Annotated in this window: 9 protein-coding genes, 1 other RNA gene and 1 pseudogene; 5 read left to right on the top strand and 6 right to left on the bottom strand. The window is 54.6% G+C overall.

Going from position 1 to position 23,406, the window contains the following annotated elements; translation table 11 throughout:
* Nucleotides 1-49: 49 nt before the first annotated feature.
* From LY264_RS06150 to LY264_RS06170, 5 genes are all read left to right on the top strand, one after another.
* The gene (locus tag LY264_RS06150) at nucleotides 50-3,235 is read left to right on the top strand and encodes a TipJ family phage tail tip protein (RefSeq protein ID WP_249457562.1); all 3,186 of its coding nucleotides are present in this window, start codon (nucleotides 50-52) and stop codon (nucleotides 3,233-3,235) included.
* Nucleotides 3,235-3,549, top strand: coding sequence for a hypothetical protein (locus LY264_RS06155; protein ID WP_071697836.1), 315 nt, complete (start codon nucleotides 3,235-3,237; stop codon nucleotides 3,547-3,549). The genes LY264_RS06150 and LY264_RS06155 overlap by 1 nt, the downstream gene beginning before the upstream one ends.
* Nucleotides 3,550-4,224: a hypothetical protein gene (locus LY264_RS06160; protein ID WP_180566173.1), complete on the top strand. Its 675-nt coding sequence runs from the start codon at nucleotides 3,550-3,552 to the stop codon at nucleotides 4,222-4,224.
* Nucleotides 4,225-4,332: 108 nt separating this feature from the next.
* Nucleotides 4,333-4,572, top strand: coding sequence for a phage exclusion lipoprotein Cor (gene cor / locus LY264_RS06165; protein WP_249457565.1), 240 nt, complete (start codon nucleotides 4,333-4,335; stop codon nucleotides 4,570-4,572).
* Nucleotides 4,573-4,630: 58 nt separating this feature from the next.
* On the top strand, nucleotides 4,631-6,043 hold the full coding sequence (locus tag LY264_RS06170) for a phage tail fiber protein (RefSeq protein WP_249457570.1): 1,413 nt from the start codon (nucleotides 4,631-4,633) through the stop codon (nucleotides 6,041-6,043).
* Between the two features lie 134 nt (nucleotides 6,044-6,177).
* On the opposite strand, the gene LY264_RS06175 is transcribed toward LY264_RS06170, so the two are convergent.
* The 6 genes and pseudogenes from LY264_RS06175 to LY264_RS06200 form a co-directional block, all read right to left on the bottom strand.
* Nucleotides 6,178-6,420, bottom strand: a complete 243-nt coding sequence (locus LY264_RS06175; RefSeq protein ID WP_249457572.1) for a DinI family protein — start codon at nucleotides 6,418-6,420, stop codon at nucleotides 6,178-6,180.
* A gap of 271 nt (nucleotides 6,421-6,691) precedes the next feature.
* Nucleotides 6,692-7,055, bottom strand: a transfer-messenger RNA (tmRNA) gene (gene ssrA / locus LY264_RS06180).
* 72 nt (nucleotides 7,056-7,127) lie between these two features.
* Entirely contained in the window at nucleotides 7,128-8,291 is a 1,164-nt protein-coding gene (locus LY264_RS06185) for a beta-barrel domain-containing protein (RefSeq protein WP_085951585.1), read from the bottom strand.
* A 7-nt stretch (nucleotides 8,292-8,298) separates the two neighbouring features.
* Nucleotides 8,299-10,485, bottom strand: coding sequence for a type I secretion system permease/ATPase (locus LY264_RS06190; protein ID WP_048225126.1), 2,187 nt, complete (start codon nucleotides 10,483-10,485; stop codon nucleotides 8,299-8,301).
* Complete coding sequence (locus LY264_RS06195; RefSeq protein ID WP_048225125.1) at nucleotides 10,482-11,891, bottom strand: TolC family outer membrane protein; 1,410 nt, start codon at nucleotides 11,889-11,891, stop codon at nucleotides 10,482-10,484. The genes LY264_RS06190 and LY264_RS06195 overlap by 4 nt, the downstream gene beginning before the upstream one ends.
* 100 nt (nucleotides 11,892-11,991) lie before the next feature.
* A pseudogene (locus LY264_RS06200) lies at nucleotides 11,992-23,195 on the bottom strand (BapA/Bap/LapF family large adhesin).
* Between the last annotated feature and the right edge of the window lie 211 nt (nucleotides 23,196-23,406).

Genomic DNA, 23,406 nt, shown 5'->3' on the forward strand with positions numbered 1-23,406 from the left:
TAACCTTTTTTTTCTGGCCACCTTCGGGTGGCTTTTTTATGGGCGCAATATGGCTACAGAAAAAGTATTAAAGGGCCGCAAGGGCGGCAGCTCAAGTTCCCGAACCCCTACCGAACAGCCTGATGATCTGCAATCTGTAGCGAAGGCAAAAATCCTAGTTGCGCTTGGTGAAGGGGAGTTTGCAGGGCAGCTAACCGGCAAAGATATCTACCTGGACGGAACGGCACTGGAGAATGCTGACGGCTCCCAAAACTTCAGCGGCGTAACGTGGGAGTTTCGCGCGGGAACGCAGGCGCAAAAATATATTCAGGGTATTCCCGGTACCGAAAACGAAATCAGCGTAGGAACTGAGGTATCAAGCGCTACAGCCTGGACGCGCACGTTTACTAATACGCAGCTTTCAGCAGTTCGTCTGCGTCTGAAATGGCCCTCGCTTTTCAAACAGGAGGACGACGGCGATCTGGTGGGTTACTCGGTCAATTATGCAATTGACCTGCAGACGGACGGCGGCGCATGGCAGACGGTACTCAATACCAGCGTGACCGGAAAAACGACGTCTGGTTATGAGCGCAGCCATCGTATTGATTTACCGCAGGCTGGCAGCACCTGGACAATCCGCCTGCGTAAGATTACCTCTGACGCCAACAGCGCGAAGATCGGCGACACGATGACGTTGCAGAGCTTCACTGAGGTGATTGACGCCAAGTTTCGATATCCAAATACAGCGCTACTCTACATCGAATTCGATTCCAGCCAGTTTAACGGTTCCGTCCCACAGATATCATGCGAGCCAAAAATGCGCGTGATCCGCGTTCCAGATACCTACGACCCCGAAACACGAACGTACAGCGGGACATGGACTGGTGCGTTTAAGTGGGCATGGACGGATAATCCGGCGTGGATTTTTTACGATCTGGTTGTTTCTGACCGGTTCGGCCTCGGTCACCGTTTGACTGCTGCGAATATCGATAAATGGACGCTTTATCAGGTTGCCCAGTATTGCGATCAGATGGTACCAGACGGCAAAGGGGGCAACGGTACCGAACCACGTTATACCTGCAACGTGTACATCCAGGACCGGAACGACGCCTACACAGTCCTGCGTGATTTTGCTGCTATCTTCCGTGGTATGACCTACTGGGGCGGGGATCAGATTGTTGCCCTGGCTGACATGCCGCGCGATGTTGATTACAGCTACACGCGCGCTAACGTTGTTGGCGGTCGCTTCACCTATTCGAGCAGCACCACGAAAAGCCGCTACACCACAGCGCTGGTATCATGGTCTGATCCCGGTAATGCTTACGCCGACGCGATGGAGCCGGTATTTGAGCAGGCGCTGGTGGCGCGGTACGGTTTCAATCAACTGGAAATGACAGCTATCGGCTGTACTAGGCAGTCTGAAGCAAACCGAAAAGGCCGCTGGGGCATCCTCACCAACAACAAGGATCGCGTTGTTTCGTTCGATGTCGGTCTGGACGGAAACATTCCGCAGCCGGGCTACATCATAGCTGTGGCAGACGAGCTGCTTTCCGGAAAGGTTATGGGCGGCCGAATCAGCGCCGTTAACGGTCGCGTTATCAAACTTGACCGCGTGGCAGATGCGGCAGCAGGTGATCGCCTTATTCTCAACCTACCATCCGGAGCGTCGCAGAGCAGGACCATTCAGGCGGTTAACGGGGAATCAGTCACAGTCACCACGGCATACAGTGAGACGCCGCAGGCTGAAGCTGTTTGGGTGGTTGAGTCGGACGAGCTCTACACGCAGCAGTATCGTGTTGTCAGCGTCTCCGATAACGATGATGGCACTTTCTCGATTACCGGTGCATGGCACGACCCGGATAAATATGCCCGTATTGATACCGGAGCCATCATTGACCAGCGGCCGGTGAGTGTGATCCCTCCGGGTAACCAGTCGCCGCCGGCTAACATTGTGATCAGCTCGTTTTCAGTGGTGCAGCAGAATATCAGCGTCGAAACCATGCGTGTGAGCTGGGACCAGGCGCAAAATGCCATCGCCTATGAGGCACAGTGGCGCCGCAATGACGGTAACTGGGTAAATGTGCCGCGCAGCTCCACCACGTCATTCGATGTTCCGGGTATTTATGCAGGGCGCTACCTCGTGCGTGTGCGTGCAATTAATGCCGCTGAAATTTCCTCTGGCTGGGGCTACTCCGAAGAGAAAACGCTGACGGGCAAGGTGGGAAATCCACCGAAACCTGTCGGCTTTGCGACAACGCCGATCAACTGGGGGATTCGCCTGAACTGGGGATTCCCGGCTAACACCGGGGATACGCTGAAAACGGAAATTCAGTACACCGCGAACAGTGATTTCTCTAATCCTCTTTTGCTGTCGGATGTGCCTTATCCGTCTGCCGAATACACCCAACTGGGACTGAAGGCGGGACAGGAGTTCTGGTACCGCGCGCAGCTGGTTGACAGAACGGGTAATGAATCAGGCTGGACCGACTGGGTTCGTGGTGTATCCAACGCGAATGCTGACGACTACCTGGGCGATATTGCTGATGACTTCCTGACGTCTGCAGACGGTGACCGCCTGACAGGCGACATTGATACCAACCTCGAAGCCGCATTGCAGAACGCGCTGGCCAACCATGCAACCGTGGAACATCAGTGGGCGCAGTACGGCGAGGTACGCGCGGATATTCTGGTGGTTAAAACGACCATTGCGCAGGTCGATAAGGCCATGGCTGAAATGTCGACGCAGGTGCAGGCGCAGTTCAATAATGTAACTGCCGCACTGGAGGACAAGCTTACTGCCGTGGTTGATGCTACCGGAGCCTCTGCGATTTACACCCTCAAAACTGGGGTCCGGATTAACGGTGTGATGTATAACGCCGGAATGTCGATTGCGGTGCTGGCGGAGGCGGGTAAGCCGGTAGTCACTCGTGTCGGATTTAACGCCAATCAGTTCGTCCTGATGAGTGGCAGCGGTGATACGCAATATTCACCCTTTGCTGTTGTTAATGGTCAGGTGTTTATCAGCGATGCTTTTATTCAGTATAGTCAAATCACTCTGGCAAAAATTGGCGAACTGCGCTCCGCTAATTATGTTCAGGGACAAACAGGCACCATTATGAAATCAGACGGAACGTTTGAAATGAATGGGGCTGTTGCCGGGGAGGGGGCAACGAAAATGACAAATCTGAATTACAGCGTTAAAGATGGCAATGGCGTTCTCCGCGTGCAGATTGGCAAATTAACAGGGGTATTCTGATGACATGGGGAATTCAGACATGGGACGCTAACGGTGTCCCGAATAACTATGGCATTAAACCTGTAACCGTGGTGGGCATCATCGATCTTGCTTTAGGTCAGAAAACGGGAAGCTACCAGTTCAACCTCGAGCCCGGTTTAAAGGTCGGGTTTGCGGTTGGTACTCTGGAGGATAAAGGGACAATAAGTTACACAGATAAAAGAAATATTATTGCATCTGGAAACACCATAACAATACAGCCTTCAGGTAGTGATGGGATTAATGATTACCCGGCAATCAAAGTGCAGTTAATCGTTTTTGCGGAGACTGCGTAGATGGCTAAATATGGCGCATTGATTTCATTACCTAACGGGAACCCTTTTATCACGCCTGATTCCACACCAATGACGCTTTACCGAAAAGTAACGGTAAACTCAACTTTTGGGGGGAATTTTAACAGTGCTTCGGCGTCCGTTACTATCGACGGTCAGAAGGGAGGGATTGCATTTGCACGAACCAGCGCCCCGGCGAAGATATCAGCTTCAAAAAGTGGCAATACGTTCAGTGTTGATGCGTCTAATTACAGGGGATCGGCTTTTGTCCTTGAGGCCTATTTTTTTGCCATATATCCGCTTACGCTTCCGGCCTGGGGGGTGGCTATATGGGATGCCGAAGGGACACTGGTACTTACGAATGAGTCCCGGGTATTAAGCGACCTTACAACTATTGGTTCACCAGGTGCTGTAAGTGGTGGGCTTAACATTGATACATACATGGCAGGCAAATGGGCCATAAATCCGATGGGGCTGGGATCTGTTCTCCTTCATGCTGGTTCGGCACCCGGTGGACAGCCAATCATTCAGTCTGTGGATGTGGGTACAGGTTGCTTCAATGAAGGTGCGGGAACGAGAATAAAAGGACTTACATCAACAACAGCAAGCGGCTCTTCAATCGGTACGACAAATAGTGGAATTGTGATAACGGCGATAAACACAGCTGCATATGATTAAACTGATCGATTTAAACGATCAATTTTAGAATATTGATCTATTAAAACTATTTTTATTATTCAATGCCATTGGTTATTTTTTGTTTAAATAATTAACTCTGGTATCGAAATGAAAAATATAATTATTCCAGTTATTGTCTGCCTGGTGCTTTCAGCCTGTTCAGGACCTGTTCTGGAGAAACAGAAACCGGTTTGTCAGGCTGAGTTAGTGCTTGGTGGACAGCTCCAGTCAGTGCAAATTTACGGTGTGCAAAAAGTTGTTAATCAGACTGAGTACAGGGCCGGTTATCCCTTTAACTGGCGATGGGTGAATAAAAATAATTTCACCAGTTCGAATTGCCCTCAATGAAATACCAAAAATAACCCGCTCCGGCGGGTTTTTTATTATCTTAATTCAGGAGATATCCATGTCAGCAGGAACTTTAACCCTGACGAATAACTCTGCTGCGGTCGCTGGCAACGGGACCGCGTTTACCACCGAGGTGGCGGCCGGAGATTTTATTGTTGTCACTGTCGGAGGCGTTCCCTATACGCTCCCGGTTAAGTCCGTGGAAAGCGGTGCAGCATTGACGCTGGTCAGCAATTTTACCGGGCCAACACAATCTGGCGCGGCCTGGTCAGCTGTTCCTCGTGTGGCGCTGAATATGGTTACCGCGGGCATGATTGTCCAAAATACCGAAGCACTGCGCGGGCTGAACTATGACAAACAGAACTGGCAACAGGTATTCAGTGGTACGGGAAATATCACGGTAAGGCTGCCTGACCAGTCGGAGTTTAGCGGACCAGCATGGGGAGGTATAGCGACAACTCTTGATGGAAAGGCAGGGAAAGGTGCTAACAGCGATATCACAAGCCTTTCTGGTCTGACGACACCGCTAAGTATGGGGCAGGGCGGGCTCGGAGCAACGGATGCCACAGGAGGCCGTAGTGCTCTTGGTTTAAAAAGTGCAGCCACGGCAGAAATTACCACATCTGATACAGATACCACTACGGGGAGAGTATTAAAGGTCGGGGATTTCGGTCTGGGTAAAAGAATTAATCCAAAAATTGATGATGTTTATAATAAAAAATATTCCACTGGAGTTTATAAGTTAGATACAGGAACGGGAGGCTGGCCTTACCCTTATGCAATGATGATTCGTATGTCTGACAGGGATTATGGTGCTGGCGGAGATGCCTACAGGCAACAGGCATTTGCAGCTATTGCGGTTGGCGCTGGTAATCATGGTATGCGATTCATTTTTTACGCCGATGGGGGAGCTGAGACCTGGCAGACAGTTTACGGTACGAATAATACGACAGTGGATGGTAATGGATTTATCAAGACGGCGTCGCCAGTGATTAAAATATTCGCCAACGGAGCATGTGAGTGTATGCCGGAGGCTGAAGGATGCTGTGTAAAACGTATTGCCACAGGTGAATATTTGATTACTGGATGTGTTGGCCTGAACTCCGATGCAGCATGGGGTGGTATTGATGGTGGTTTCGAAATCCCGGTCGACAGAAACAAGAACCCACGAATCTGGCTGGATTACAAAGTCAATGCTGATGGTTCGGTGCTTATCAGGACGTATCACCGGGTACATAGTTCAGCTCCGGAGTTTGCCCGAAACAGAATAGGAAACACTGATATTAACGGTGTGTTTACTGAAGCCGTGGCAGACGGAGAACCTGTAGATATTCCGGCAGATTCGTTTGTATCCGTACGTGTGGAGATGCCGGAAGACAGTATCTGGAACGAGGCTCAGAAAGAGACGCTGGAGGCGATGGAAAACGCTGAACGTGAGCGCCAGCAAAATCAGCAGGATGCCCAGTTGTAAAAATGGATAGTTGCCGCAACCACGCCGTATGTAAGAGCATGACTGCGGCCGACTGGCTAACGTTCGATAGTGCGAGTATGAATGATTGCCAGTCGCCGCGGATTGTACTTAAGCAATATGACGGTTCAAGGCGTTTAATCTGAAACCAGCCACATATCAGCCTCTTCAAACATTTCCTGAACAGTACGGCTTATCTGTTCCTTCTCATGCTTGCTGGCGTCAGTATTGATCGCCGGCAATGTCATCATCGGTTTAACCCGAACATCAGCATCGGGGAAGTTCCGGTGAACCCTCTTACTCAATTCGCCCAGAATGATATCTTTCGCACCAGGCAGACCATCAAAATTCCTTTTGTCATAAACCAGTTCAACGAACATAAAAGCCTCCGGAAAAACACTGTGATTGTATACAGTATTTTTACTGTAAAAATAAACAGTGTCAAGGCGAGCTGAGCGCGAAGAGGTGATGTATTTTTGTTACCCTTAGTTACAAATAGAAAAACCCCAGACCGTGAAATCTGGGGTTCTTTTAAAGTGCACGTGCATTTCACGTGCATATTTTTGTCTTTTCTCGGTCTGCCTGCTGTCTGGTCAGTGTCCGTAAGTGGCTGTTTTTATTGCCGCTGTCCGGTTGCAGTCCTATCAAAAGTGGTGGAGCTGGCGGGAGTTGAACCCGCGTCCGAAATTCCTACATCCTCGGTACTACATGCTTAGTCAGTCTTTACATTCGCCTGGCACCTGCGGACAGACACGCCACTACCAGACTAGCCTGATTAGTTTTAACGCTTCAACCCCAGGCAGGGCCTCCACGCGATCTCTTTTGGGTTTGACCTCTCTTTGATCCCCGTCTTAAGAGCGGAAGCTAGGGAGAGAGGGCTCAGAGCAGGTTATTAAGCTGCTAAAGCGTAGTTTTCGTCGTTTGCGACTATTTTTTTGCGGCTTTTTACGAGGCCAACCGCCCCTCGGCATGCACCTTGGGTTTCGCGAATCCCGTCGAATCCAGAATCAGCCCCAATGTGTTAGAGCAAGTATAACAGACTTGTGACACGCGTGACCAGCCCCCGCAACCCCTAATCCTCAAGGATTTAGCGCTCGCGCAGCGCTTCTTTTGCGCGATTAAACGGTTTGATTAAATAGTCGACGATGGTTTTTTCACCTGTTTTTATATCCACTGTGGCAATCATGCCTGGTACGATGGAGAAATGGCGTCCCAGTTTGTTCTGTAAGAAGTCCTGATGCGTGCGGATAAACACGCGGTAATAGAAGATTTCCGGTTTCACTTTGTCCTGAATGGTGTCCGGAGAGATGGTTTCGACTACGCCTTCCAGTCCGCCGTAAATGGCGTAGTCATAGGCGGTTATCTTTACCAGCGCCCGCTGGCCGGGATGGATGAAAGCGATATCACGCGGCGACAGGCGGGTTTCTATCAGCAGATGATCGTCCAGCGGCACAATCTCCATCATCTCGCCGTTGGGCGGGATAACGCCGCCGATGGTGGTGACCTGGATGTTTTTCACAATACCGCGCATCGGCGCGCGTACGGTCAGGCGGGTGACGGAATCCTCACGTCCTTTTAAAATCGCCGCCAGCATATCCACTTCGGCGTTGGCCTTTGACAGCGCTTCCCGCGCCTGCACGAAATATTGCGAGCGCAGATCGGTGATTTTTAATCCCAGATCGCTTTTTTGTCGTTGCAGGCGCAGCACTTCTACGTGGCTGGCGGCACCGCTTTTCTCCAGCCGTTGGGTGATGGCCAGCTCTTTATTTACTGAGACCAGTGCATCCTGAAGTTCTGCCATTGAATCCGCAAGCTGCGCGCGACGGCTTTTATACAGACGAGTTTCGGAGGCGATGAGATCCGGCCAGGCGCGCAGTGAATCGGGAAAGACCAGCGGCAGATCGTTAACTTCGGCATTAAGCCTTGCGCTGGAAGCCAGTGAGGCGCGATAACGGGCTGCACTCTCCCCAACGTTGGACTCAGAACGGGTGGGGTCGAGGCGGGCGACTATTTGATTGGCCTGCACTTTATCTCCCTCGCGTACCGTAAGCTCGGCGAGAATGCCGCCATCCAGCGACTGCAAGACTTGCTCTCGCGAGCTGGGGATCACTTTTCCGCTGCCGGTTGAGACTTCATCCAGCTTGCCGAAATATGCCCAGATACCCAGGACGGCAAACAGCAGCGTGCTGAGCAGAATAATACGGCTGGCCCCGGAAAAACGGTGCTCGCGGCGGATATCGAGGTCGTCCATGGCGGCATCATGCGGATTGGTTTTCATTTTTCCACTCCCGACCGTGAGTTGGGGCGGGTGCCCGGCTCGCATTTAATGCCTGCGCTTTCGGGGCATCCATGACCAGTTGACCTTCTTTTAATACCACCACGCGCTCGACCAGCTCCAGAACCGGTACGCGATGGGTGGCGACAATCAATGTGCGGTTGCCCAGCCACTGGTTCAGGCGCTGAATAAACTCCCGCTCGGTATGTTCATCCAGCGAGGCGCTGGGTTCGTCGAGCAGCACGATATTGGGCGATCGCAGCAGCATTCTTGCCAGCAGGATCGACTGCCGTTGTCCACCGGACAAACCGTTGCCGCCCTCCATAATGGGGTGCGCCAGCCCTTTGGCGAGCTGTTTAACGAAAGCTGCCGCGCCGCTGACCTCCAGCGCTTCGAAGATCTGCGCGTCGCTGGCATGCGGTGCGCCGAGGGTCAGGTTCTCGCGCAGGGTGCCGAAAAACAGCCGAGCGTTCTGGCTAAGAAAACCGATGTTGCGGCGTAAATCAGCCATATCGATCTGCGCCAGACTCAGGTTGTCGAGCCGGACATCGCCCTGGATAATCTCCACACCACCCGCCATGGCCTGCAGCAGGGTTGATTTCCCTGCACCGTTACGCCCGAGGATTGCCACGCGCTCGCCGGGCATGACCTCCAGGCGCGAGATGCGCAGCGGAACGCGCTGATCGTCGCTGTGGTAGCGAAAGTGTGCGTTCTCAAACAGATAATGACCGTGAAAAATCTCCTGATGCACCCGGTCTTCATCGTACTGTGTTTCAGTGGGGAGCTGCATGATGCTATCCAACCCCATCTTCGCCGCCTTAACCTGTTGCCAGCGGGCCAGCACGCCGCACAGATTAGCCATTGGGGCAATCATTCTGGAACCGAGCATCGAAGCGGCCACCACGGCCCCGGTGGTCATCGTGCCTTCAATGACCATCGGCGCGCCGAACATAATGATGGCGGCGTAGACCAGACTTTGTACCGACATGCCCCAGCCAATCAGCCCCTGAGTCAGCCTGCGCGTGCGCAGCCCGGACTCTCCGGTAATGCGGATGTAGCTGTTCCACTGCTGTAAAAAGCGGTTTTCCGCCTGCATCAGCTTGATGTCTTCCAGCCCCTGAACGCTCTCGACCAGCACCGCGTTGCGCAGGGTGGATTCATGGGCTGCCTGGTTGGCGAGCTCCGCCAGTTTCTTCTGTAACAGCAAACCGGGCAGGATCATCAGCAGGGCCGCTACGGGCGCTATCCATGCCAGAGGCGGGGCAATAAAAGCCAGCACCACGATAAACAAAAAGAAAAACGGCAGATCGACAATGGTCGACATGGTCGAGGAGGTGATCATCTCGCGAATTTGTTCCAGCTCGCGCAGTTGAGAAATGAAACTCCCCGTCGAGCGGGGGACGGCGCTGTTACGCAGCCTCAACGCATGGCTGAATACGCGATCGGAAATGCGCATATCGGCGCGTTTGCCGAGCAGATCCATGATGTGGGTACGCGCTTCACGCAGCAAAAAGCCAAACAGCACTGCCACCAGAACGCCGGTGGAGAGAACATACAGTGTTGGATAAGACTGGGCGGGGATCACCCGGTCATAAACCTGCATAGAAAAGATAATCCCGGCGAGCGACAGAACGTTAATCAGAAAGGCAGCAATCATGACCGGCAGATAAGGACTAATGTCTTTTAACACCAGTTCGCGCATCCAGTCGGGCTTGAAGCGCGAAATATAGCGGTCTACCCGACTGTCCTTCAGCGCCGACAGCGGGCGCAGCGCGGTAATGCTCACGATCTCCGGCAGAAGTTCTGCAATCGTTAACCGGTTACGCTGGCCCTCTTCGGTGATGATAAATACATCCAGTGCATCTTCGCCGTTGAAATGTTCTATCACCATTAGCTGGCCGTCGCGCAGTTCCGCCACCACCGGCAGACGCCACTGACCGAACGCCTGCGTGGCGGTATTCAGCGTATGAAATGACAGTCCAGCCTGACGCGCCAGTTGCGATAGGGCCGTTGCCCGGCTTTTTCCCGCAAACCACGGGGCGTTGGCCTGGATTGCACCGGGAGAACAGGCCACGCGATAGTGATTGGCAATATGCGTCATCGCCTGCGCCCACTGGCTAAGATCGTGTTCAGTAATCGCATCTTTTGCATGTGAATCGAGGTCGCTCATAGCTTGATCTCCACCGATTGAATGCTGCGATTATTTAAGGCGAACGCCTGGCGAAGCGAGCCAGTGTTATAGAGGCAGTTCAGCTGGAGCTGGCGCAGCTGGTTTTGGGTCTGGAGTTCGGCAAAACGGGCCTGATACACCTCTTGCTCGGCGTTAAGCACGTCGAGCAGCGGGCGCGAACCGAGGTCCAGATACTGCTGTTGATAAAGCTCGCGCGTTTGTTCACTCAGTCGCTGCTGGCGGCGCAGAATCTGCAGGGCGGTGGCGAGGCTAATTGCCTGGCTGCGGGACTCCAGTAATTTTTGTCGTACTTCGAGTCGGGTGCGCTGGATGGAGTATTGTGCAGACTCTACCGCATGGCTGGCGGCGTTGCGCCTGGCGGTGAGTCCGCCCCCCTGATACAGCGGCATCTCAACTTTTACCCACGTGGAGTACTGGGTTTTGTCGAGCACCTCATGGCTGGGGTATTTGTCGTTGAGATAATGCTGAACCGACGGTTCCAAAGAGATGGTGGGCGTCATTTGCGCGTTGGCGTAATCGAGATTTGCCTGTGCCACATTCGCTTGTGCCCAGGCCGCCAGTACCGCGGGAACCAGTTTATCTTCCGGTTTGACCACATCGCAGCTGCTGTCCAGTTTGGCCGGGAATTCGTTGCTGATGCCGTTAAGTGAGTTCCAGCCGAGGTAACTCATCAATGTGGCCTTACTGCTGTCGAGATTGGCCTGATACTGCGCCAGCTGAGAACGCGCAGACTCGATACGCGCATCGGTTTGTACCACGTCGGACAGCGAGGTTGCCCCTTCATCATTGCGTTGTCGGGTCAGTCGACCAATGTCGTTTAAGGCGGTGAGCTGTTCTTCGGCGGCATCCACCATTTGTTGCCACGTCTGCACCTGGACTATCGCGTTGGCGGTTGCGTGGGCGATGGTATCAATACTGAGTAACACATTCGCCTGCTGTTGTGCGGCTCCGGCGGTCTCGGCGCGGACCTGGCTTGCCACTTTGCCGAAGTCGTACAGCATTTGTGACACCGAAATAACCAGCGCCGGGCTAAAGCCGTGGTCGGTATAGGTATTGCTGTAACCGTTATTCATTCCGGCAGAAACCTGCGGGTAATATTTCGATTTCGCCACGTCGATCTGCTCGTTTTGCGAAAGCAGTTTGCCGATCGATTCACGAATAGAAGGATGCCAGCTCACGGCACGACTTACCGCGTCGTTGAGCATCAGGTTGCCGGGGGCGGCAGCGCTCAGCGGCAGATCGGCAACCGCGCCGTCCAGCGAGGGAAGCATCTGGCTGGTGGCCAGTCCTTCCGGCGTAATAATTTGCGGTTCATCTTCGGCATTCACCCGCAGGGTACAGAGCGTTAATGCCAGAAGTAATGCAACAGGCGCGACATTTCTCATAGTTTATCCCTTACAAAATACGGCAGCGACGACTGTTATTGCCCCGGACGTCATGGCATCCGGGGCTGTAGTTATGGCGCTTTAACGCATTGCGTTAACGTCAGGGCACGATGTGATTTTGTTGCACCAGCTCATCGAGCGTGGTGTGTACGTTCTCCAGCGTTATGAGATTGGTTGAGTGATAAGTGTTGCCCGTACCGTCGCGGTCGATGGCAATCACCGTGTTGTTACCGCTGGTGGTCACGGTGAGGTAGTTGCCGAGCGTAGCGTTCTGCCCGTTCCAGCCCACCAGCAGGTCGCCGATATCGATTTTGTCACCCTGGGCCAGCGAGAAGTTGGTCCAGGTGTCGGTAGCGCCATTGCTAATGTTGCCGCCAGTAGCGTCGTTGACGTTGAGCAGGTGATAAATCAGCGTATCGCCGTAGGCGCTGCCAGTCAGGCGATCGGCATCGACGGTACTCACCACTTGCGGATTCATATTGATGGTCAGCGTAGCGGTATCGGTATGGCCATTCTGGTCGTTAAGGGTGTAGGTAAATGTCTCTTTGGTGACAATGGTGGAGAGCGAGACATCGCTGTTGAGGGCATAGGTGTAATGACCATCAATGCCAATGGTCAGTTTGCCGTACAACCCGTTAATGATGGCGCTGGTCGTGCTACTCAGCGGATCAAGCGTGGCGGTACTGCCGCCCGTGCCGTTCACCGTCAGCAAGGTATGCACGCTGGCAATATGGTCTCCGTCATAAATATTGCCGGTGATGCTGTTCGCTGTGGAAGTCTCGAAGTTTTGCAGGTCGATTATCGTACCTTTCACGCTGGGGGTGATGGTGATATTCCCCAGCCCCAGCCCCCCGACGCTTCCGGTATAGTCGAGGCGATAGTTGCCGGGGTGCAGTACGATCCCGCTCAAGGCTATATCGATATTGCCGCCAACCAGCAATCCGCCATTGAAAGAGTTACCGGCAATCTTGATGTTGTTGCTGTCATACAGCGCCCAGGTGACGGTCAGCCCGCCCAGCGTCAGACCTGACGCGACGTTAAAATGCAGTATGGCGTTTTGCACCGCCGTTCCCGTAGCGATTTCAATGACGCCAGTACCACTTTTTGAGGTGGGTGAAAGGAGTTGGGCACTCCAGCTGGCGTTCCCGACGCTGTCGTCGGTAAACGACCGGGAAGTATCAGCCTGGGTGGTGACCGCCATCGTGCTGCTGACGTCATTTACTGCATCCAGCGGCTGCGGTGTTGGTTTGATATTCAGCGATGCACTGCCGGTATCGCCGTTTGGCGCTTTGACCTTATACACGAAGCTGTCCGGCGTATTGATACCGTCTGCGCCTAGTCCGCTTTTCAGCGTGTAGGTGTAGTTCCCTTTCGCATCAATAATCAGCGTGCCGTACTGTCCGTTAATGGTGGTAGTGCCCGTTCCGTTTACGGTGACACCGTTCACTTCGGTGATAACGGTATTGGCCGGAGCCGAGTCGTTGACCAGCAGGTTTCCATTGGTTGTCGCACTTAGGCTGTCGACGGCGTAGGTGTGATCGGCCTTAATATCCAGGGTGTAGCCGGTCAGCAGCGTCAGACCGCCGGAAGCGTTAAGCAGGAACAGGTAGTCACCGCCCGGCAGGGTGATGGTGTAGTCCGTTGAGCTACCTCCTAACAGCGCCGTGACCCAGTTAGGTTTCACGCGGAACTGCTCATACTGCTGAATGGACTCGTTGAAGCGATAAACATAGAGATCAAAACCGCCCACCGTGACGCCGAGAACGCTGGCCTTGACGGTCAGCGTGCGGGTCGCGCCGTCATCTACGTTAAATTTGATCGGGTTGGTTAAACCGTTAACCAGGCTGACGTCCAGCACATTACCCAGTCCGACGTTGGCGAGCGTGAAGCCGGTTTGCTGTGATGTGCCATGATCAACCGCGATGACCTGCGTCCCGTAAGTCAGCGCAGCCACATCATCTGCCGCGGTTACCGTACTGGTGGTTGGAGCCTGACCGAGCGTTACCACCAGTTTTGCCGAGGAGTGATCGTTGCCATGCGTCAGCGTGTAGGTGAAGCTTTCAGAGCGCCCATACACCGAGGTTGACGTATTGGTCAGGGTATAGGTGTAGCTACCGTTCTGATTGATATGCAGGATGCCGTATTTTCCCTGCACATCAATGCCGCCTGCCGGGATGTTTACGACGTTGCCGTTACCGTCAGTGATGGCGGTGACCAGCGTACCGGAAGGGGCGTTATCCTGCCCGTTGGCGGGATCGGTATCGGTGATGATATTACCAGACTCGGTCGTACCACCGGTGATGGTCCCTGCGCTGGCTTTTACCACTGAGACATCAAGGCTGGTATATGCCCCGGTCGCCAGCAGGTTGGTGTTGTAGCTGACCACGCGGTAATCCCCGCCAGTCAGTCCGCTGTAGTTGAGCGTTACGCCCGAGGCGCCCAGGGTGAGCAGACTGGCAAAGTCTGGTTTTCCGGTATCCACCACCGTCACCCAGGCATTCAGCACGGTGTCAAAGCGCTGGATGACGACTTCAAGTGTGTTTAACAGCGACAGCACCACGCCGGTCGCTGCGGCATTGATTGTAATGGAACCGCTGCCGCCAGAAGCGATGCTGAAATTCACGCTTGCCGTATCGTTCCCCAGCACGTTGGCGACATTTCCCAGCGCATTGACCAACAGGAAACCATAATCGCTTTGATGCTCGGTGCTGACGGTGACATCGGTTTGTAGCGGCAGGCTGGTGATATTGTCTTCAGCCAGCAGCGGCAATACTGGTGCGAGAGCGCTTGTCGGCGATGAGGTATTTCCCGCCGCATCGGTCGCCGTGGCGGACAGCGACTGCCCTTCAATCTGGCGAACCGGCAGGTTGACGCTGTAGACACCGCTGCTGTTGGCGATTGCCGTCACGCTGGTGCCGCCGGGCAGAGAAATGGTGACCGTGCTTCCCGCTTCGGCGACGCCGCTGACGGTACCGCCATCGGCGCTGATCAGGATCGTTGGCGCGGTCGGTGGCGTGGTGTCCACGATCACGCTGAACGAACCGGACAACCCACTTGCGCCGTTGGCGTTGGTTGCCGTGGCGGTAAACGCATGGTTACCTTCGCTGAGTGCACCGGATGGGGTAAAGCTCCAGATCCCGTTACCGTCTGCGGTCGTGAAGCCCATTAGCACGCCGTTGTTGTACAGATTGATGACGGCGTTAGCTTGCGCCGTTCCGCTGAGCGTTGGCAGGGTGTCATTGGTGGTTTTACCGGGAGCGACGGGTCCCATGATAGTGCCGACGTCATCGAGCACGCTGGCAATAACAGGCGCAGGTGGTACGCCGGTAAACGGTGCCAGCACGTTACCCGCCGTACCGATGTTGCCTGCGGCATCCTGTGCGCTGACCAGCAGAGTTTGCCCACTGATTTGCGGTGGGTTCAGTGTGAAGGTGAAATTACCGGAGGCGTTGGCGGTTGCCGTGCCGAGCACCGTTCCGCCGCTGGAGGTAATAATGACCGTGCTGTTTGGCTCGGCAACGCCGGTGAGCGCGGTGCCGTTGGCGTTTACCGCCAGCCCGGTTGGGATACCTGGGGCAACGGTATCGACCACGATCGCTGCCGCAGACGATATACCACTGGTATTACCCGCGCTGTCCGTTGCGGTGATGGTAAACGAGTGGGTACCTTGTGCCAGCGCGGTAGTCGGGGTGTAGCTCCAGTTGCCGCTGCCATCCGCCGTTACGCTGGTGACAAAGCTGCCGTTATCATAAATATCAACTCGCGCGTTGGCTTCCGTGATGCCGTTTAACGTTGGGCGCGCGTCGTTGGTCGGCTGATTGCTGCCAATCGGCCCGGTATTTGGCCCAATATCATCAATAATGCTGCTGATTGAAGGCTGCGTCGGCGCCGTGGTGTCAACTACCACGCTAAAGCCTGCCGTCGCGCCGCTGGTGTTGCCCGCCGCATCAGTGGCGGTGACAGTGAAGGTGTGCGATCCATTCGCCAGCGGTGTGGTTGGGGTAAACGACCAACTGTTATTGCTTTGCACCAGCGCGGTACCCAACAGGGTGCTTCCGTCATAGATGCTGACGGTACTGCCTGCCTCGGCGGTGCCGTTCAGCGTCGGGCGCGCATCGTTGGTCAGCTGTCCGTTGCTGAGCGCTGCATTGAACACGCCGCCTGCGATATCATCCACCACAGAGACCAGCAACGGGACGGATGGTGCAATGGTGTCGACATTAATCGTAAACCCGCCTGAGACAGGACTCACGTTCCCTGCGGCGTCGGTGGCGATGGCGGTAAACACATGCTGACCGTTGCCAAGTGTGGTGGTCAGATATTCCCAGGTGCCGTCTATCGTCGCAGTCACCGTTGCCAGCAGCGCGCCATTATCGTAGATGGCTACCCGGGCACCGGCTTCCGCTGAGCCGCTGAGTACGGGACGGGTGTCGTTGGTAAAGGCTCCGTTCGATAGCGTTCCGGTTCCCGGCTGCACGTCATCAAACGCCTGGATAATCGTTGGCGCAAGCGGGGCGACGGTATCAACAACGATGTTAAATCCTGCAGATGTCGGGCTGACGTTTCCGGCCGCGTCGGTGGCTGTTACCGTCAGCGCGTGATTACCGTTGCCAAGTTGGGTTCCCGGTGTGAAGGTCCAGGCGCCCGTACCATCTACAGGAGCAGATCCGATCAGCGCTCCGTTATCGTAAATTTTCACCATGGAATTGGCTTCAGCCGTACCGCTAAGCGTCGGGAGTGGATCGTTCGTGGCCTGACCGTTGTTCAGATTTCCAATCAGTGGGCCGACATCATCCGCAACCTGAGTAATCACTGGTGCTGTCGGTGCCAGAGTATCGACGGTGTAGGTAAAGCCACCAGAAGGCAGGCTGGTATTGCCTGCGCTATCTGTAGCCGTGACGGTCAGAGTATGCTGGCCGTTACCTAATGCCGCGGAGGGTGTAAAACTCCAGCTTCCGCCTGCGCCGACGATGGTGGTGCCAATCGGCTGACCATCGCTCAGCACGGTAATGGTCGCGCCAATTTCACCGGTACCGCTGAGCGCCGGGCGACTTTCGTTGCTGATTTGCCCGTTGGAGATAGGCCCGGTTGTCGGCGCAGTATTGTCCTGAACGGTCAGAATTACCGGTGCAGATGGGGCAATTGAATCGACCAAAATGGTGAATGAGGTGGAGGCTCCGCTGGTGTTGCCAGCTGCATCCGTCGCCGTCACGGTAAAGATATTTTCGCCCTGCGCCAGCGCGTTTGTAGGGGTGAAGCTCCAGTTACCGGAGATATCGGCATTTGCGGTGCCAATGATCGTACCATTACTGAGAATAGTGACAATGGCATTGGGTTCGGTAATGCCATTCAGCGTGGGTTGGGCATCATTGGTCAGTTGACCGTTGGTCAGCAGAGTGCTTCCCGGCTGATCGTCGATGACTGACACAATCGTTGGCACTACTGGTGGGAGTGTGTCGACCAACAGCGAGAATGGCGCTGTTGCCGGGCTGACGTTACCCGCGGCGTCCGTGACCGTGGCGGTCAACGCGTGATTGCCCTCGCCGAGCGCCGGAGAAGGCGTAAAGCTCCAGTTGCCGCTTCCGTCGCTGGTGGTTGTGCCAATCACCGTGCCGTTATCGCGGATGGTGACTACGCTATTCGCTTCGGTAGTACCTGCCAGGGTTGGCGTATTATCGTTGGTTGTCTGCCCGGAAATGAGCGTGGTTGTTCCACCTACATCGTCAGTTACTGACACAATAACTGGCGCACCAGGCAGGCCTGTGTCCACCGTTATTGGGTACGATGCGGATGGGACCCCCTGATTGCCAGCCGCGTCAGTGGCGCGCACGGTAAACGTGTGAGGGCCGTCATTCAGGGCATTTTGCGGGGTAAAGCTCCAGTTTCCGCTGTTGTTAACGGTAGTGGTGCCGATGGACACGCCGCCGTCATAAACCGTAATGGTCGCCCCAATCTCGCCAGTACCACTCAGTGTTGGGCGCGTGTCGTTAGTGCTTTGTCCACTGCCAACATTGCCCGTCACCGGAGCCACGTCATCAGTAACGGCGGTGATGCTTGGCGCGAGCGGCGCGGTGGTATCGATGGTAATGGCATAGTTTGGCGACTGGCCGCTGGTGTCGCCATTCACCGTTTGAGAGACAGCGTAGTTCCAGGTCGTGCCGTCCGCCAGCGCGCTGGGGATGGTGTAGCTCCAGGCTCCGGTGCTCGCATCAGCCGGGACGGTGATCAGCAGGATTCCGTTTTGGTAGATATTTACATCAGCGCCGGCTGTTGCCACGCCTTGTAAGGTTGGCTGCGTGTCATTGGTGGTTTTTCCGTTTGCAATGATGCCAACAGTAGGGGCGAAGTCGTCAAAGATTTCAAGAGTGGGTGGAATAGGTTGCCCTGAGTTTGATGCCGTAAACGAAGTCTCAACGCTTTGATTACCCGCAGTATCCTGCGCGATAGCTGTTAGCAAAGCACCTGAGGTCTGTCCTGGAGAGAGCGTGACGGTAAATTGACCTGTCTCGGCATCAGCGATTGCGCTACCTAATACCGTAGAGCCCTTCGAGATAATCACAGTACTTCCAGGTTCTGCTGTTCCCTTAACGTTTGTTCCGTCAGGGTCAACAGTTGTGATCAATGGTGCATTTGGGGCATTAGTATCAAGGTTTAACGTTACTGGCGTTGCAGCGGAGATATTGTTTCCATTGCTGTCTTTTGCGATAAAAGTGAGATTATTCTCGCCTTCACTTAGTGGCACGTTGATACTCCACGTGCCGTCAACACCGACCTGAACAGTTGCTATGGCGTCAGGAAGACCATTGTCATAGATGTATACAGTACTGCCTGCAATGCCGGTCCCGCTGATTGTTGGGAGGGTATCGTCCGTTACGCTACCGTTGCTTAGTGAGCCAGTAAAGACACCCTGATCGTCTTCAATGTTGCTAACGACCAACGGTGTCGAATTCACCGTAAACGAAATGCTGTTTGAGGTGCCGCTGGGGTTGCCTGCAGCATCGGTGGCGACTGCCGTCAGCGTGTAGGTGCCGTTGGGCAGCGCCGTCGTCGGTGTGATGCTCCACAAACCATTCACTACGGTCGTGGTGCCGATAACCGTCGTGCCGTTATATAGCGTAATGATCGAGCCGCTTTCTCCTGTTCCTAGCACGGTCGGCGTACTGTCATCGGTTGTGCCGTTCTCTGCAATATCTCCCTGAATAGTGCCTGCGTTGTCATCTGCCGCCTCGATCGTAGGCGTTGCGGGAGGCGTAATATCAATGTTCAGGGTGACGGCAGTCGACGGCTGGCTGACGTTGCCTGCCGGATCGGTTGCGGTGATGGTGACCTGATAACTGTCCGGGTTAATATCCGTGGTCGGCGTAAAGCTCCATGTGCCGTCTGCACCAACCTTGGTGGTGCCCAGTGGTGTGGTATTGCCGTCGAGATACACCGAAATAACATCCCCCGACGTACCGGTGCCGCTAAAGGTTGGCGTGGTGTCATTGGTATTGCCATTCGTGACCACGCCCGTTACCGGAGCCACATCGTCGGTAATGACAGGCGCGCCAGGCTGCACGGGGGGCGTATTGTCAACCGTCAGGGTAAAGCTCGCCGACGGGATCCCCGTGTTGCCTGCAACGTCAGTCGCTGTGGCGGTGAATTTATGCGGTCCTTCAGGCAGCGCATTCGGTGGCGTAAATGTCCATGTACCGTCAGGCTGGACGGTGGTGCGACCCAACGTTGTGCCGTTATCAGCAACGGTGATGGTTGCTCCCGGCTCGCCAGTACCAGAAAGAACAGGGGTGGTACTTTTCGTACTGCCGCCGTTTGCCAGGGGGAGGGTAGCGCCGCCTATCAGTCCCTCTCCGGCGACAATAATCGGAGCAGCAGGTGGCGTGGTATCGATGGTTAACGCAAAGCTTGCGGGTGTGCTGGCATTACCTGCGGCATCTGTCGCCACGGCGGTCAGCGTGTGCGGCCCTTCGCTTAGCGGTTGAGTCACCTGAATGCTCCAGTTACCGTCCGCCGATACCAGAACGCTGCCAACAGGCGTCGTGCCGTCATACAGCGTGACGGTTGAACCTGCAGCGCCCGTACCGTTCAGTTTTGGTAGCGTATCGTCCGTACGCTGGTTGGTTGGTAGATCGCTTTGGATGCTGCCGACATTATCCGTCATGCTGAGAATGACTGGCGCGGCAGGTGCTTGTGTATCAACCGTGATAGTCACAACCGTTGGCGAGGTGGTGACATTACCTGCCATATCCGAAGCCAATACCGTGAAATTATGTACCCGGTCAGTGAGCGGAGCGCCATCGGGCACTGTATAGCTCCAGGTCCCGGAGCTGGTGACGAGGATAGTGTCCAGTAAAGTGCCATTGTCAAACAGGCTAACTAACGAACCTGGCTCACCGGTGCCTGAAATCGTCGGCGTGTTGTCGTTGGTGATGCCACCGTTGTTCGCAACGTCGCCGGTTATCGTACCGACGTTATCGTTCACCAGCGTGATTGCGGGAACTGTGGGCGCAATGGTATCGACAATGATTTTCCAGCTTGCCGCGCTACTGGTGTTATTCGCGGCGTCTGTGGCGGTCACCGTGAAGATGTGAGCACCCTCGCTCAGCGCCGAGGCTGGCGTATAGTTCCAGTTACCGTTGATATCAGCGACAACGGTCGTCAGCAGGGTGCCGTTATCGTAAATTTTGACCTGAGAAGCTGCTTCGGCGGTGCCTTCCAGTTTAGGTTTGCTGTCGTTAGTGACGTCGCCGTTATCGAGAGGGCCCTGGTACATGGGCTGGTCATCCGTCACGGCGGTGATGATGGGGGTTCCAGGGGCGGTAATATCCGGAGCCACCGCAGAAGTTGGCTGACTCTCGTTATTGCTGCTGTCCGTTGCGGTAACTTTTACTGTTTCGCCGTTCATTTTTGACGGCGTAATCGACACCGTGAAGTTGCCGCCGCTGTCTGCCTGGCCTGTGCCGATCTGATTACCATTGCTGTCTTTTACAGTGACGGTGCTTCCCGCTTCAGCATGTCCGCTTACAGAACCACCGTCCCCGGCGACGGTGACGCCGGTTGGCGCGTCAGGCGCCGTGGTATCCGGGGCGGTAATCGCGCTGTTGCCGCTGGTATTGCCAGCCGCATCCGTCGCGTTGGCGACAAGATGTTCTCCGTTGGTCTGCGGCGGAACCAGCGTGGCGGTGAATTCTCCGTTCGAACCAGCGGTTGCTGTTCCAATTATCGTGCCACCAGGATCCAGAATATGTACCTTACTGTTGGGTTCCGCCATGCCGGTAACCTGATCGCCTGTAGGATTAATCACCAGATTAGCTGGTGGCAGCGGGGCCGTGATGTCTGGCGCGAGCGCGGTTTCCGGTAGGCTTGGGTTCCCGGCGGGATCGGTGGCGATAGCGGTAATGGTTTCACCATTGGTCTGAGGCGGGTTAATGGTGATGGTAAATGAGCCATCCGTTCCGGCGACGCCGCTGCCGATCTGAAGACCGTTATTATTATTGATGGTCACGGTACTTCCTGGTTCGGCTGTACCGGTGACGACAGAGCCGTCGGCAGATACGTTCAGATCGTCCGGCGCTGACGGTGGCTGAGTATCGATAGTGATATTGAATGCCGCTGACGTTCCTCCCGTGCCCAGGTGGTTGGTTGCTGTGGCGGTGAAGGAGTATGAGTCGTCCTGCAAGTTGGTGTTGGGGTCCAGGTCCAGTTGCCGCTGGGATCGGCTTGTACGCTTATAACTAACACCCCGTTGTTATAAATGTTAACCGTGCTGTTGGCGTCAGCGGTACCCGAGAGCGTGGGCGTTTGGTCGTTGGTGGCCTGATTATTGCTCAACAGACCGGTTGAGGGAGCAAAATCATCCATTATGCTGACGATAACGGGTACGCCCGGGTAGCCAGAGTTAGTGGCATTGAAGGAGGTATCTGGCCCGATGTTGCCTGCCTGGTCCTGAATCTTCGCGATCAGTGCTTCACCGTGCGTCTGTGAAGGTGAAATCGTGATGGAGAAATGGCCGCTTTGGTCGACCCTGATTGAACCTAAAACCTGATTATTACTACCAATTATAGTGACCAGGCTTCCCGCCTCCGCACTACCGGTTACCGTTGTGCCTTCCGGATTAACGGAGGAAATGACCGCGCCTTCAGGCGGAGTAGTATCGACAGTGAATGTCGGTACGCTCGTTTCCGCGCTCACGTTACCCGCGACGTCAGTTTGCGTCAGCGTCAGATTGTGAACACCGTCGATAAGCGGCGTATCAGGTGTAAACGTCCAGTTACCATTGTCATCCACCTGAACCATGCCAATCAGAATGCCGTTATCAGAAATGCTGATGTAAGAACCGGCTTCGCCTGTGCCTGTGAGCGTTGGCGTGGCATCGTCGGTTACGCCGTTATTGGCGATAAGACCGGTAATAGAACCGACATTGTCAATTTCCTGCGTGACGACAGGGGTGTCGGGGGCAAGCGTATCGACAATAATCTCCCAACTGTCCGACATGCCGCTGCTGCCCGTACCGTCTGATGCACTGACGGTAAACTTGTGGGTACCGTCTGCGAGTGGAGAGGATGGCGTAAACGACCAGTTGCCGTTGGCATCGATAGTGACCTGGCCGATTTCGACACCGTTATCAAAAATATGCAATGTGGCATTTGCGGGGCCGGTGCCCTGGAGAGTAGGCGTATTATCGTTGGTGGGTTCCTGCTGATTAACAGGACCAGTAATCAGCTCCTGGTTATCGATTACGCTGGTGATAACGGGTACATCAGGCATGTTAGGGGTTGTTGTTGGCGGTGAGCCGCCATCGCCGTCACCATTACCACCGTTGCCATTACCGTTGCCATTTCCGCCGTTACCGTTTTCGGCGTTATTATCACTCCCGCCACCACCGCCACCACCGCCGCCACCCGCCGCGAGGCCAATTCCGCCTGCGTCCGCGATCCCACCAAGAACCCACGGCCAGACGGCACCGCCTTCATGGCTTCCCTCGGCAGTCATTAGCGGGGTGAGATCGTCCAGATGCTGGAAATGGAATGCCCCATCAGTATCCTGAACCCACCACAGCGCGCCATTACTGTCTTCCAGAACAAGCTGGTTTTGCGCATCACCTTTTCCCACGTAGAAGTTCTTAATGGTGATGGTTTCACCTGAGCGGAGTGTGACAACCAGATCCTGATTAACGCGTGTCAGTTGACTCACCTCCTCACGCGACACCGACAGTTTCACGATAGAAGGCGAACTGAGCGTAACTTCAGAGGATTCAACATTTGTGGAAACGCCAGTTAATTTTGATACAACGGCGAGTAGACGCATATGTTCACTCCTGATGGCATGTCGGGAGTATTAATCCGCAACAGCGCGCTGGGAAAATGAGCAGACAGGGGCCCCGTTCATCATAAAGATGAATTTAGACATGTAATTACATTGATTAGGTCATACAGATGTTCGTTTACTTATCAAATACGTTCGGGCCCTGTTAGCTGAATAGTTCTTTCGTATTAGATGATATAGTCAGAAAGAATGT

Source organism: Citrobacter portucalensis, from assembly GCF_023374935.1.
In the GTDB taxonomy this organism is placed as follows: Bacteria; Pseudomonadota; Gammaproteobacteria; order Enterobacterales; family Enterobacteriaceae; genus Citrobacter; species Citrobacter portucalensis.